The following is a 13599-nucleotide window of genomic DNA, read 5'->3' as shown; positions in this document are numbered from 1 at the left end:
GCTACTCTCCATCAGCCGTCAAAACGGCGATAATCTTAATATACGGCTCATCTTCTGTACGAAGCGTTTCCCGAATCCACGTCTTGTACTCTTCAAACACACTCTGAGTTTCGCGCTGCCGGGTCTCAAAACGCTCGGTATCAACCCGATGTTTTTCTGTGTGCCCCAAATTCAGCTCAAGCTGCTGCATGTGCTGCCCTTCGAGCTTCTCCAGGCGTGCCAACTGATCCTGCAACTTTGGCTCAATCGCAGAGTTAAACTCTTCTCGCTTCGCTTTCATATGTCGCTTTGCCATCAGCACAACAGTGGCCCGCAAATCATTAAGCGACCCAAGCGCAGGCTCCACAGAACTGTTTACGAGATCGCGCTGACCGATGCCTGTCTTTTTCTGAACGTCCTCAAGAGACAAAAAGCCCTTAAACTGACGCCCTAAGATGTGGCAGCCAAACCAGTCATCGATAACGGGATTGCCTTTTTGGTTAGGAAGAGAACCAGCAACAATGAAAATGTGCTCACGAGGAGCTAAGCCAGGAAGGGGCAATACGGGAGCCTCATGGCGTCGAAAACTGCTCATGACCTTGTCTGCAAGCCATCGCACAACAGGATCCAGTTCCCAAAGATACTGAACATCTGGCCACGAGCTTTCACTCCGGCGACTTTCGGCAATCTTTGCCTGAATGACATCTTTCTGGTCACACAAAAGAAAGGATTTGCGGCCAGACATAATTTCGCGAGGATAGTTTCGGAATCTGTACTTCAAATCAGGAGTAAGAGGGACTTCGAGCGAACGCTCCTCCGGATTCATGACGGCACCAATCTCAAGCTGGCGAGCCGCAGCACAGGCAAAAGAAAAATCATCTGGGTACAGGCTTGGCATTGAGGCTGTCACAGGGGCACTTTCGTCATCCCCTTTGTTTTGTTCTTCCTCAAAAGCCTGCATCAAGGCTTCCATCGGGTCGATTTCTTCCTGAATATTTCTGTCCATCTCAAAACAAAAACTCTCAGCATCCCCCTGCTCCATCATCTCAGCAGTTTTCAACTCTTCCTGAGCAACGTCATACACCCCAAGAAAAGCCGAAGGATCACCGATATTTTTTGCTGCTTCTTCGTCTTTTTGAATCAGCAACTCAAGGATTCGCATATCACCCTTGATTTTCTCCGTACCAGAGTCTGTCATCATGTAGGCAATATATGGAGTCTGCGTCTGACCATAGCGATCAATACGGCCATTTCGCTGCTGAAACACCATCAAGGACCACGGGACATCAAAATGAACCATCTTGTGGGAGAGATAATGGAGGTTGATGCCTTCCGAGGCGACATCAGTTGCAATCAGCAGACGCAATGGGGACAGTTCCTGACCAAAGGCCTCAACCACAGCCTGCTGTTCAGTATCGGAATCATTTCCCCGAAGCGTTGTGAACTGATCCTTTTTAAGCTTGAGCGCCTTGGGAAGCTGCTCTTTAAGAAACTCAAGAGTCTCGATTCGCTCGGTAAAAATCACAAGACGGTCATCTGCTTTTCCACTAAAAAACAGCGTACTTTCCGGGTCCTGAAGCAGAGAAACAAGCCGCTGAAATTTTGTAAATTTCCGCGTTGTAATTTCACAAACAGCGTCTCTCAGCTGATTCAAAGCCGTTACGTCATGCCACGCTTCTTTGCTAAGGTCCTCTGTCACTTTCTTGAGCCGATTCTCAATCGTTTTCCTGCATGCTGCGGGAGAAGAGAACAGCGCCTTTTCAAGAACCGTTCGGAAAAGCTGGCCAGCTCCTTTGTTCTTATCGAACTTTGCAAGATGAAGAGATGCCAGCAATTCAAATGCTCGCTCTTCCTCCGGGCTTGCAGCTGCCTGTTCCTGAGAAATCACTCGCTCCTTGAACTCAGCTCTCACCTGATTTTTGATGTCTTTTTTGAAACGACGAATAAACAGACCACGTATATCTTCCGGCCCATACTCGTCTTCATTGGCAATCGCCGTTGGGTCGAGCATGTTCATCAGAGAGGCAAAGCTTTTGGCTGAGCCATCGTGCGGAGTTGCAGAAAGCATAATCAAGCTATCAGAACGAGAGGCGAGCTGACGGGCAAGACGAGCGCGCTGTGAGCGAGCTTTTCCTCGCTCTGCGACATTGTGTGCCTCATCAATGACAATCGCATCCCACCACGCATTTTCGAGATATACCCGATACTCATTATCCTGTTTCAATGTGTCGACAGAAATGATTGATTTATCAAAATAATGAAAAGGATTCTGATTCGTTGGAATCTCTTGCCGCACATGATGAAGCCCCGCAGAGTCAAGACGGGTCAAGGGGATGGAGAAACGGGACCAAAGCTCCTTTTGGAACTGAGTCAACATGCTCTTCACAGTGACAACAAGAATGCGGCGGCCATGCCCGCGCCGAATTAACTCCGACAGCAGGATGCCACACTCCAGAGTTTTACCAAGGCCGACGGCATCGGCAATCAAGAGACGCTGCCGAGGCTGGCGCAAAGCAAGAGCGGTAGGATCAAGCTGATATGGAACGGAGTCCATGGCTGCTTTGTCGCCACAATAGATTCTGTCGTCAGTAGGCACAATTTTTCGAAGCTGGCTCTCCATGTAGAGCAAAGACGAAGAAAAGTGAGGAGAGGAATCCAAAACAAGCTCTGTCTTGGCAGGGTCTAAGACAGTTATTTTTTGTTCTGCATTCGTAAGGAATAAGGCTTCCCTGTCGCGAACTATTTCAGATAGTCCGATGGCGTGAATAAGTTTCCCACGATTTTCAGCAGGCTCAACTTTTCGAATAAGCCATTCGGCATCACGAATAACGACACGCGCTCCCGGGGCAAGGGGAACAGAACTCAGCATGAGAGGCTCCGATTAGAAAAATTAGATATACGTATCCATCAAGTCCAAGACCCCTGATATTCTCGGTAAAAACCAAAAAAATCAACACCTAACCAATAAAAACTACAGTCATCTGCATATCCATATGTAAAATTGTTATAGCAATCTCGTTTTCAGAAAAATAAAAGGAAAAACTTCGGCATAAAAAAAGCCCCAGCGAACTGGGGCGCACAAAAATTAAAAAAACGTCATCCCGTTTTTTCCTCAAAATCAATCGCAAGCAATAGTCCAAACCATTTTCTACTGCGGGGCTCGCCTTTTCGAAGCCTGCCTCGCTTCATTCACGAGCTTCTCGTTGGCTTCCATAACATAAAAAATGAAACGAGGGGGTTGCCACAAAGAGACTTTATGCCGAAACAAATCAGTGATATATGATCATCGATATATCTTCCTCAAAACAGCCCTGCTACAAACCAAACGTCACAAAGAGATCAAATAATGATTACAGATTACCAGTCACGAAAAGAAGAAGCACTCAACTCATATGAAAAAATTGAAGGCTTAATGAAAGAAATCGAAGATTATGCTCAACAATCCCAAATACCAAACCCCGCAGAGCGGTTAGATCCGTTAGTCCGTAACATCCGCAACATGGCAAAAAAAATACGAGAAGATCGCTTTAGCTTAGTAATTGCCGGAGAATCTAAAAGTGGAAAATCCACTTTCATTAATGCCTACTTAGGCTCCGAACTCTTACCGATGGATGTCAAGCAGTGCACAAGCGCCATCATAAAAGTAAAACATGGTGAAAAATTTTGTATTGAGGCAACGTATGCAGATGGGAGGCCCCATGAGACAATAGAAGGCTCTGCTGCAAAAAAATTTCTTAAAGAAAATGGGGCATTAGATGACAACTATCGAGACATTCCCGTCCCAATAATAAATAGTGAAATCCTTATAAAATCTGGATTACGAGCCAAGAAAAAAAATAAACAGATCGTCATTAAGAAAAATGAGGTTGAAGATCTACTAAATGCACCCGAAGTTCAAGCGGCTAACATTCATAATTTACCTTCCCGCAAATACAATGAAAAAATCCGTCATTACATCGAGGTAAAAAAGAACTCTTGGAAAGATATTGTAACTAATATTGAAGTTTTTTTCCCTCTGGGAAAAGGAATGCATGGAATTGAGATTATAGACACTCCTGGGGTTTGCGCCAGAGGTGGAGCCGCAGAAATAACGTCAAAGTATATTAAAAATGCTGATGCAATTATTTTCTTAAAATCGATCTCAGGGCAAGCCCTCGAATCTACTCAATTCGAACAATTTATGCATCAAACGACTCTCGAACGAAATAAAAACGCATTATTCCTTGCCCTTACACGAACCACAGACGTCCCATCAAATGATCTACATCGTTTAAAAAATGAAGCATACCAACAATTCAAGAATCTAAACAAAGAAAATATTCTTTTCATTGATAGTAAAGCTGAACTTTATGCCAAAAAATTTTCTAAAATTACTGATGTTGAGTCTGAACTTCGCCGCTTAAACAAACTCGGAACGCTCGATGATTTCACACTAACAGCCTATCAAGAAACAAACGGTTTTCTAGGTGAAGGCGATTTCATACAGGCTCTCCAACAAAAATCCAACTTCAATGCTGTCTATAATGCATTAGAAACATTTGGGAGAAAAGCTCACTATATTTTGCTCAGTTTATTACTCGACTCCATCTGCACTATTTATTCTAAGCTAGATAATGATCTTGCCTGTAATTTAGACTCATTCCGTAAAAAGGCAGAAGACCCACGGGAATTAGCTAAAAAAATTACACGTGTTAATGAGGAGATAAAAAAAATCGAGAACAAATTATACGATAAACTTGATGAAGTGACGAAACAATTTATCGGTGATGAGGGAATCATTTCCCAATCAGCAACTAAAGAGATAGCGTCATTCTCAGAAGAAGTGTCACAAATCAACCCTCGCTCAGATCGAGCTTTTACAGAGCTAGAAGAAATTTCAAAAAAAAAGATACAATACTATATTGACTTAACAACGACACTTTCAAAGAAAATAGTTTCCCAATTTGACAAAGAATTAATAACACTAAGCAAAGGCACCACTGTTCCATCTATAACACTACAACCTAACTTTACTGAAGAGACTTTTAAAGACATTAAAGAATCAAACGCCTCAAAAGCTTATATAGAACGGTCTTATGAAGACGGTGCAACATTCAAAAAAACACACACATATTCAGAATACTCGCAAAACAAACATTTCAATCTCATCAAAAACAGCATTACTGAGCGATTAGATACTATACAAAGCGACCTCGTTGGGCTTCTACTTGATTTTACATTTGCCATACGAAAACGATACAGAAATGACTTGGAGAAAAATGCTCTAATAAAAATGGATGAGCTTGATTCCATAGAAAAGAAAAAAGCAACAGCAGAACAGCTTTTGGTAATCATTGAGCAATTTAATATCTTCATGAAGAAGACATCGTTGGCTCAATCAGATGCAGAAAAAATAAAGGGAGGAATTGAAAAAAATGTACAGTAAAATTATAGAGCCCAAAGTTGAACATATGTTTCAAAAGCTTCAAAAAACAACCCAAAGAATAATAGAAAATAATCCTTCAACGGAAGATGCCATCTCCCAAATATATCAACGGATTAACTCTGAGACCTCATCTCGCAGCAAAACAATGCTTAGCGACATGCTGTTTGATTTACAAAAAAAGACAATGCAAAGTCCTTTCTTTTCTGATGATATATCTCGGCAGAATGCTCTTTATGCATTGGACATTCAACAAGAGATACTCGACAAGTATCAATTTAAAACGCAATCTATTCAATATCAGGAAGCTTCCCGTTTTCTACAGTCCATGAAAACTGGAGGTGGAGTCTGTGCAATAGGAGCAGCACTTATAATCCCTGCCTCAAGCCTTGCCCCCATCCCTGCCGGGATGCTCTTTGCAGCAGCTATTGGTTCAGCGATTTTGGACTACTTCGTTATTGAACCAAATAAAAATAAAAAACGATTTTCTCGAGTGCTCGACCAGTATTTTGCCGAAGCACAGCAACAGTATCTCGCTTGGTTTGATGAAGTGGAGAAGTATTTTCATAAACGTGTTGAAGAAATCAAACAAACTCTTTAAGGCTAAAAATGGAAACTACACTCCCCCAAAAAGAACACTCTGTTATAGCTGAGTTTTCTAACGACACTCAACTTGTTGCTCAAGAGACAGACCAATTTCTACGCCTTGTGTATCCTGCATATCTCGTTAATAGGGACAGAGTAGATTCACTTCTAGATAAAGAGAGCACCCTTCAACTCGATGGAATGACGTTTTTCCGTCTAAGCAGCTGCACCGCAGAAACAGTAGATAACGCATTTGAAATCGTTAACTCGAAAATAAAAAAGCTCTTCACAGCGTTGCACTCTATAAACGTTTCCCTTGGATACGGTCTCATTAGCCGTAATGGCATTACAAACTTAGTACTTGGCGTATACTCAAGTGGAGATGCGGAAAGTGTAAAGAGAATTACACAGGGAATGCTTTCAGGCATTAGAATAGAACGCTATCGCCCTAACTTTTCACAGGAAGCCAAGAAAGAGAGAAGCTTTGGCATCCTGTCTGGTATTCCTTCAATTTACCTTCGCGAACAGAAACAAACGTTTAGCCTATCATCCGTAATGCGGAGTCTGAATGGACAGGACTACACCCTTTTATTTCTAGCAAAACCGCAGTCGACGCAATCTGTAGCAGAAAATATTTCTAAACTAGTATCAATTAAAGACAATGCTTTCGCTGTTAGCAAACGAAATGTAGCTCGATCGAGTAGCTACTCAGACACAACTTCGCATACAACAAATGTCAATGATGGGAAAAGTAGTACAGCAGGACAAATCGGGGGAAGCGTCGGAGCATTAGCAGGAGGATTCATCGGCACGGTAGCACTCCCAGCCATCGGCACAATGGCAGGCACAGCGGCTGGCGCAGGACTAGGAACGCTTATTGGCACAATCATCGGTGGCGGAAAAACACATTCAGAAGGATATAGTGACTCTATCTCCGAAGCAATAACTCAAGGAAATACTATTTCAGGTGACATCCAAAATGGTTTTGCGCTTGAATTAATGAATTATGCCGACAAAGCAATAGAGCGACTAAAATGTGGTCAAAACAATGGCCTATGGCAAACAGCCATCACCTATTCCGCCGATTCAGAAGTTTCCAAAAATATTATCAAAGCGTGCTTGTGTGGTGAATTATCGAAGCCAGACCCAGACAAGCTCCCTCTACTCGCGTTTGAGCCAACGTCGCCTTGTGAAAATATCGTACAAATCCCACACTTCTTGGGAATCGATAAAAGCAATCCACTTTGTTCATATATAAATACTGCAGAACTAAGTCTCTTATGCACGCCTCCTGTTGAAAGCGTTCCAGATTTTGAACTCCGAATTGAAAAAAATTACCCTATGTCTAGGAGCCTCACAAATCTCAGTTCTATTGAAATCGGGCACATCGCTGACGGCAAGAACACCTTTAAAAATATGCCATTCACGTTAACACAGCAAGACCTCAACAAGCACACATTTGTTTGTGGGATCACAGGAAGTGGCAAGACTACAACCGTTAAAAAAATTCTCGCGGAAGCCCAAAAACCATTCTTGGTTATTGAGTCTGCAAAAAAGGAATATCGAAATTTATCAACTGTTGATTCGATATATACTTTAGGGAAACCCGAGCTTAATTGCCCACAAATTAACCCTTTTTATATTATGCCAGGAGTTAGCCCACAGACACACATCGACTATTTAAAAGACCTTTTTAACGCATCATTTTCTTTCTATGGACCCATGCCTTATATATTAGAAAAATGCCTGCATACGATATATAAAAATAAAGGATGGGATTTGACGTTAGGATTTCACCCAATGTTGGCAAAAACTCAAAGTGAAACAGATTTTTTCAATATTGAATTTGCGAAGAAAAAATACGCTCTTGACTCTCATAAATATCTCTTCCCAACAATGCAGGAACTAAAAAATGAAATAGCACGTTACGTTGAAGAAGAGTTAAAATATGACGGTGAGGTAGCTGGAAATGTCAAAACAGCAATAAAAGTACGGCTAGAGAACTTATGCATTGGCGCAAAGGGTTTCACATTTAATACATCAGAATGCCTTAACTTTTCAGACCTACTTAGACAAAAAGTTGTATTTGAATTAGAAGGCTTAGCAGATGATTCGGACAAAGCATTTAGCGTTGGACTGCTAGTAATATTCATAAATGAGTATCAGCAAATTGCTAAAGAAATTGCAGGTAATAACGCCACTGAATTAAAACATTTGTTAGTGATCGAAGAGGCACATCGACTACTTAAAAATACGGACACAGAATCTTCTTCTGAGACCGTTGGCAACCCAAAAGGGAAAGCTGTTGAACATTTTACAAATATGATTGCAGAAATGCGCTCATATGGACAAGGGGTTATTGTCGCAGAACAAATTCCGATGAAACTTGCTCCAGATGTCATTAAAAATTCTTCAACAAAAATAGTTCAACGAATTGTTTCGGCAGATGATCAGCAGACTATTGCGAACACAATTGGAATATCAACTGAAGGCGCATTACAGCTAGGCTCGCTTGAGACTGGATATGCTTTTTGCCACAAAGAAGGAATGTCTTTGCCAACAGTTGTTAAAATATCCAACAAGCTTCATTCTAACAACGGATCCCCTCAGAGTCTTGATGTCTTCGTTAGTGATGAAGTGCTATACCACAAAAACAATAATCGCTTTAACAAAATTAATTTATCAAAGATTCACAGTGCTCTTGGCACAGACGATTATGCAAAACGTACGACGCTCTCACTTTTGAACACGATTTTTACAGAGCCACAAAATATTTGTGTATCTGCTTGCCTTAATTCGATGGACAAAATATCCCGCACTCTTCGTCAAAGAGGCGTTACCCTTATACTTTGCTATGATTCGTCGCAACTTATTGCAGAATATATGTCTTCAGTTTTCATCAAGATGATCACCCGGGGCCTTTATTGTGCAAACAAATTACCTACAGACAATCTCGCCACAGAACTCAAAGGCATGCTTTACAGCCCTACTCCAGGAAAAGCATCCACTATAAAAGATCTCTTATCTAAAATTTATACTCAAAATATAAATCAGTTTTCGAAACAAAATGTCACCTTACTTATAAAGAGGTCACTCACAGCAGAAACAGACATTGAATCTTCAGTAAAAGAATACTTTACACAGATTTCTCCTAAGACATTGAATGAAATTGTTACTGCGGTAAAAGGAGGTCACGCCATATGACATTTGGTTTCGATATAATTTCAATTCAAGGAGCTGAACGACCTATCCATCCTCTCGAAGGAAAAGAATCTGTTGTTCAAGAGCTTCCCACGTCTTTAGAAAAAAACAGCACTCATCAGATTAAAATCCCAGACATAGCATTTATCGAAAACACCACTCGTCTTGAACTTTTGGAACAGATTACTACAAAAAATGTATCTGGATTTAAAGAAAACACAGATATCCATCTTTCTGAAGCGAGCATCTCTAAAGCAGAAAATTTAAACGACGAAGAAAAAACAAAAATACAGGAAGAAACAGGCTGGTCTCTAGACATTGTAGAAAATATTAACAATATGGCACAGTACGAGATTCTCAAAAATGCCAACTTAAAAGAAGCCAATATCGACGGTCGCAACTGCTTAATCAAAGAGGACATAGACCTTGACTACACCGATGACGATGGTATTTCCAATAAAGATCGGATAGCTCGCGGGCAAGCTCCGTTAGATAACAAAACGGGCAAACCAATCGAGTTGCATCACCTTGGACAAAAAGCAGACTCACCTCTTGTAGAGTTGACCGTAGAAGAACACCGAACAGGAGAATATGAATCTGGGAAAAAAAATCAGAGTCTTTGGCACGACAATACATGCGCAACAGAGGTACACGGAGAAGGAAATACATGGGCTATAGAACGAAGAACGCACTGGGAAATGCGAGCTTAACTCAAAATGAGGGACTCAACTAATGGCAACAATCACAAAAACAATCCAAAGTTTGCCTAAGCTAATTACATTAAAAGCTGCCTCAAGCACTGAAATAACAGACGCAGAACTTCAGCTTAGAATTAAATTTTCTGAAGAGTACAAAACCTATTTATCATCTTTTGGTGCAATTCTGGCTGATGGAATTGAATTAACAGGAATTTCTAAGTCAGCACATCGAAATGTTGTCTCTGTTACGCAACAAGAATGGAGCTTGAACTCTAGCGTTCCCCATACAATGTATGTTGTTGAGGCTACAGGCGTCGATGGCATCATCATTTGGCAAAATTCTTGTGGTTTGATTTATCAATCTATGCCAAATACAGAGCCAAAACAAATCGCCAGTTCACTAAATGAATACATTACCAATTGCATGAAGCTACGCCTTCAATAAACGACACCGTTAATCGAGGTAAAGTTCCCACCTCCCTTATAGCCTAAGCTCAAATTTAAACAAATAAAACGTTAGGCATACAGCTACCAAGGCTCACTTTTACACTCAGGATTATGGCACCCCTTGGGCAAAGGACACTTTAATCGTAAAAACGAAAAAAAAAGGGGAGAATATTCCCAAACTCTCCCCTTTCACCTACCAAAGCTAATATACAACAACTCCATGCTGAGACAATAATTCTTTTAAAACGTAACATCGGTGGTACGCTGCCGCCTGATGGAATTTATATACTGAAGTATTTACGACTTCTTCTGAATGCTCTAAACTTGGAAAGTCGTTTTTGGACTTTTCCCAGTCAGAAGCGTCATATACGACGTCCTGTTCAACAAGCCCAGAATCCTTCCAAGCTTTAATTCTCGCCTCTCTGTCTCCTTCTAACGCCAATATTTCTCTAATTTTATCTGCTATATCAGAAAAATCAGTAACAACCCCGCCGTCTGTGAGTTCTGCCAATTTAACCGACGAAAAATATTTGTAGAGTTGCTCACTCCCCTCATAGAAGTCTTCTTGGTTGTTATGTTCCACTTTTTTCACCCCCCCATGGGTTTTTTCATACTCAAACTCCCACTTTAAAAATGGCCTATCAGGATACGTTGCAACAGCTCCATGCCCAAGAGAGGCAGTAGCCTTCTCTGCAAAAAAGCTCACCACCCCTCCTTTCCTATATTTGGTAAAAAAACGTTCCTTCTTGCCTAAAATATAATCCTTCATCTCTGTATTTTTTACGTCCAAAGCGTTTAGCGAGCTGTCTTTAATAGAATTAAGATCTGAGCTAATTCCAGAAAAACCATAATGCGAAAATGTGTCCAAGTACACATGAGCGGCAATCCCAAGCAATTCTTTGTAAAAACTTTTTCCTTCTCCATTATGGACATGATGCATCATCATTTCTTGTGCTACTGAACTATTTTTTTGACAAACAAGCTTCTCATCAAAAGTAGAACCTTTAGCCCCTGGCAAAAAATGAAATGGCACCCAAACACGCCGCTGTTCTTCTGTCATCTTTTGATGATCACCAGCATTGGAAACCACATTTTTAACACACTGCCCATTCGAATGCGCGGTCGCAATCCCGTAGAGCAAGCTCCCATCACTATGCCAGTCACTATCGCATTTAGTAGAGTCATCTACAAACTGAGCTGCGTAAGCAATTTCTTTAGCACTACTCTTTTCTATTCCAGCAGCCTTAGCCAAAGCATACGTTCCATAAAAATGCATATCTTCCTGCATAAATATCTCCTTTTATTTTTACTATGAACCCCCTTTTCAAAACAAAGTCAATATTCACATCACCTTAATAAGCATCATGCCTTATGGATTCTATTTGCAACTCCATACAGCCGATATGGGACAGGCCCCACCAACTCATCTCTCAAAGCCATCCAATGCTGTCGATACAAGGCTACTGGCCCATGCCATAGGAGTGTCGCTTGAATATTCCGTTCGACTAAAAAAATGCGACCTTCAGTTCCTCCTCTAGAGAAAGAATATGTTCCACCTATTATCTCCTTTTCCCCATCCACCTTTTTTGCATCGGCCCCTCTAGAAAGCAAACCTCGGCAAATAAGTTCTTTTGCTCTTCTATAATACGGAATTGTCGTATTTTTACTTTTCCCTGCGATGAGCTTCTCAAACTGAAGCTCAGACATGAGCTTATTCATTTCGGAAAACAAAAACACTGGCCGAATATCTTTTCTCATAACATTTCCTCAAAAATTATTTCCAGCTCCCCCACTTATCTACCTCCCATCCACTTGGCAATATATGTTTTTCTCTATAGCATCGCTTCGTTTTTCCACAGAAATACCACGAGAAAACATCATGAACACGGACTGGCAGAGCTATTTTACATTTCTTCCTCTGCGCTTCACGTTTCGGGCGCAGGAGGACTTTCCTGTCCCGGCCTATCTTGGAGCCATGCTTCGCGGGGCCTTTGGGTATGCGTTCCGTCGCGAGGTCTGCCTCACGCGCAAGGAGAGTTGCGAGGGCTGTATTCTGCGGCAGGACTGCACATACAGCCGCATCTTCGAAACACCCCTTCCGCCCGACGCCACGGTCATGCGCAAGTACAACAGCATTCCCCGGCCTTTTGTCTTCTCTCCGCCACGCGGCCTTGGGCGCAGCATCCACGCCGGAGATCAGCTCGATTTTGGCCTGACGCTTTTCGGTTCCGCGTGCGGCTCCCTTGCCTACATCATTCTTGTGCTCCAGTCCGTTGCCCAGCATGGCCTTGGAGCCAAGCGCGGCCGGTGCGAGCTTGAGCAGGTCAGCCTTGGCGACACTCTTCTCTTTGCACCAAACCAAGACCTGATTCTGCCCGCACCCCTTTCTGCCCGGCAGTACCTTGAGCACAGCCCCTGCCCCACCGGGCCTCTTCACATGCACTTTCTCTCTCCGCTCCGGCTCAAGACCGCAGGGAAAATCAACCATGCCCCACAATTTCGGGACATCTACAGTACGCTCCTGCGGCGCTTTTCACTGCTCTGCACCTTCCACTGTGGTCATTCGCCCGACATCCCTTTTAAGGATATGCTCACAGCCGCAGAATCCGTTCACCTGAACAGTCAGCTTTCTTGGCAGGCACAGCAGCGCTACTCCACCCGGCAGCATGACAGCATGTCCATTGGTGGGCTTCTCGGAACTGCCAGCATTGAGCAGCTTCCGCCCGACTTATGGCCCCTGCTCAAGCTTGGAACAGTGCTCCATATCGGGAAAAATGCGACCTTTGGCCTTGGGGAATACGCTTTGGACACAGTCCAGCGCCAACCCTAAGCACACATGAAATCCCGGGGAGGTCGGCGTTACAGAGAAAGCATGGAATTTTGAATGGATAGCTGCTATAAAAAAAAAGCGCGGACGAAAATCTGAGCGAAAAGAGACAGGTTGGCGAAAACAGGCCTCGGAAGCCGCGCCAGATAAGGCTTAAAAAGGCCCGCAGGTCACAACCATAGCCCTGAATGAGAAGGGATTGAGACACGCATAGAGACCCGGCAGTTGAACACACGAGATGTCACAACCATAGCCCTGAATGAAAAGGGATTGAGACACCCGAATAGTATCGACATTATCAATGCCGGGCAGTCACAACCATAGCCCTGATTCAAAAGGGATTGAGACGTGACATTGAAATTCTCATTTACCTTATCGTGTAGTCACAACCATAGCCCTGAATAAGAAGGGATTGAGACATCATTGTGCCCTGCCCAAAC

At 42.6% G+C, this 13599-nt stretch carries 9 protein-coding genes; 6 read left to right on the top strand and 3 right to left on the bottom strand.

Going from position 1 to position 13599, the window contains the following annotated elements; all coding sequences use genetic code 11:
- Nucleotide 1: 1 nt before the first annotated feature.
- On the bottom strand, nucleotides 2-2848 hold the full coding sequence (locus tag B5D23_RS04570) for a DEAD/DEAH box helicase (protein WP_078684228.1): 2847 nt from the start codon (nucleotides 2846-2848) through the stop codon (nucleotides 2-4).
- A 477-nt stretch (nucleotides 2849-3325) separates the two neighbouring features.
- Here B5D23_RS04570 and B5D23_RS04565 point away from each other — a divergent pair, with 477 nt between their 5' ends.
- From B5D23_RS04565 to B5D23_RS04545, 5 genes are read left to right on the top strand one after another with little or no spacing between them, the layout of a single operon-like run.
- Entirely contained in the window at nucleotides 3326-5404 is a 2079-nt protein-coding gene (locus B5D23_RS04565) for a GTPase domain-containing protein (RefSeq protein WP_078684227.1), read from the top strand.
- Nucleotides 5394-6002 (top strand): hypothetical protein, encoded by a 609-nt coding sequence (locus tag B5D23_RS04560; RefSeq protein ID WP_078684226.1) that lies wholly within the window; start codon nucleotides 5394-5396, stop codon nucleotides 6000-6002. Before B5D23_RS04565 ends, B5D23_RS04560 begins: the two co-directional genes overlap by 11 nt.
- Before the next feature lie 8 nt (nucleotides 6003-6010).
- Entirely contained in the window at nucleotides 6011-9190 is a 3180-nt protein-coding gene (locus B5D23_RS04555) for an ATP-binding protein (RefSeq protein ID WP_078684225.1), read from the top strand.
- Nucleotides 9187-9897: an HNH/ENDO VII family nuclease gene (locus B5D23_RS04550; RefSeq protein ID WP_078684224.1), complete on the top strand. Its 711-nt coding sequence runs from the start codon at nucleotides 9187-9189 to the stop codon at nucleotides 9895-9897. Before B5D23_RS04555 ends, B5D23_RS04550 begins: the two co-directional genes overlap by 4 nt.
- Before the next feature lie 22 nt (nucleotides 9898-9919).
- A complete protein-coding gene (locus B5D23_RS04545) occupies nucleotides 9920-10330 on the top strand; it encodes an SMI1/KNR4 family protein (protein ID WP_078684223.1) in 411 nt (136 codons plus the stop codon).
- Nucleotides 10331-10534: 204 nt separating this feature from the next.
- Here the strand turns inward: B5D23_RS04545 and B5D23_RS04540 are convergent, their stop codons facing one another.
- Nucleotides 10535-11620: a DUF6765 family protein gene (locus B5D23_RS04540; RefSeq protein WP_078684222.1), complete on the bottom strand. Its 1086-nt coding sequence runs from the start codon at nucleotides 11618-11620 to the stop codon at nucleotides 10535-10537.
- Nucleotides 11621-11694: 74 nt separating this feature from the next.
- Entirely contained in the window at nucleotides 11695-12090 is a 396-nt protein-coding gene (locus tag B5D23_RS04535; RefSeq protein ID WP_159445912.1) for a hypothetical protein, read from the bottom strand.
- 121 nt (nucleotides 12091-12211) lie between these two features.
- On the opposite strand from B5D23_RS04535, the gene cas6 reads away from it, so the two are divergent.
- Nucleotides 12212-13162 (top strand): CRISPR system precrRNA processing endoribonuclease RAMP protein Cas6, encoded by a 951-nt coding sequence (gene cas6, locus B5D23_RS04530; protein ID WP_159445911.1) that lies wholly within the window; start codon nucleotides 12212-12214, stop codon nucleotides 13160-13162.
- Nucleotides 13163-13599 lie beyond the last annotated feature (437 nt).

This window comes from Desulfobaculum bizertense DSM 18034 (assembly GCF_900167065.1).
Lineage (GTDB): Bacteria > Desulfobacterota > Desulfovibrionia > Desulfovibrionales > Desulfovibrionaceae > Desulfobaculum > Desulfobaculum bizertense.
This window is presented reverse-complemented; position numbering and strand designations above follow the sequence as displayed.

Bases quoted from the DNA above. Each gene is read 5' to 3' on its own strand.
- B5D23_RS04560 (WP_078684226.1), top strand. From the start codon at position 5,394: ATGTACAGTAAAATTATAGAGCCCAAAGTTGAACATATGTTTCAAAAG.
- B5D23_RS04570 (WP_078684228.1), bottom strand. From the start codon at position 2,848: ATGCTGAGTTCTGTTCCCCTTGCCCCGGGAGCGCGTGTCGTTATTCGT.
- B5D23_RS04550 (WP_078684224.1), top strand. From the start codon at position 9,187: ATGACATTTGGTTTCGATATAATTTCAATTCAAGGAGCTGAACGACCT.
- B5D23_RS04540 (WP_078684222.1), bottom strand. From the start codon at position 11,620: ATGCAGGAAGATATGCATTTTTATGGAACGTATGCTTTGGCTAAGGCT.
- B5D23_RS04565 (WP_078684227.1), top strand. From the start codon at position 3,326: ATGATTACAGATTACCAGTCACGAAAAGAAGAAGCACTCAACTCATAT.
- B5D23_RS04555 (WP_078684225.1), top strand. From the start codon at position 6,011: ATGGAAACTACACTCCCCCAAAAAGAACACTCTGTTATAGCTGAGTTT.
- B5D23_RS04545 (WP_078684223.1), top strand. From the start codon at position 9,920: ATGGCAACAATCACAAAAACAATCCAAAGTTTGCCTAAGCTAATTACA.
- B5D23_RS04535 (WP_159445912.1), bottom strand. From the start codon at position 12,090: ATGAGAAAAGATATTCGGCCAGTGTTTTTGTTTTCCGAAATGAATAAG.
- cas6 (WP_159445911.1), top strand. From the start codon at position 12,212: ATGAACACGGACTGGCAGAGCTATTTTACATTTCTTCCTCTGCGCTTC.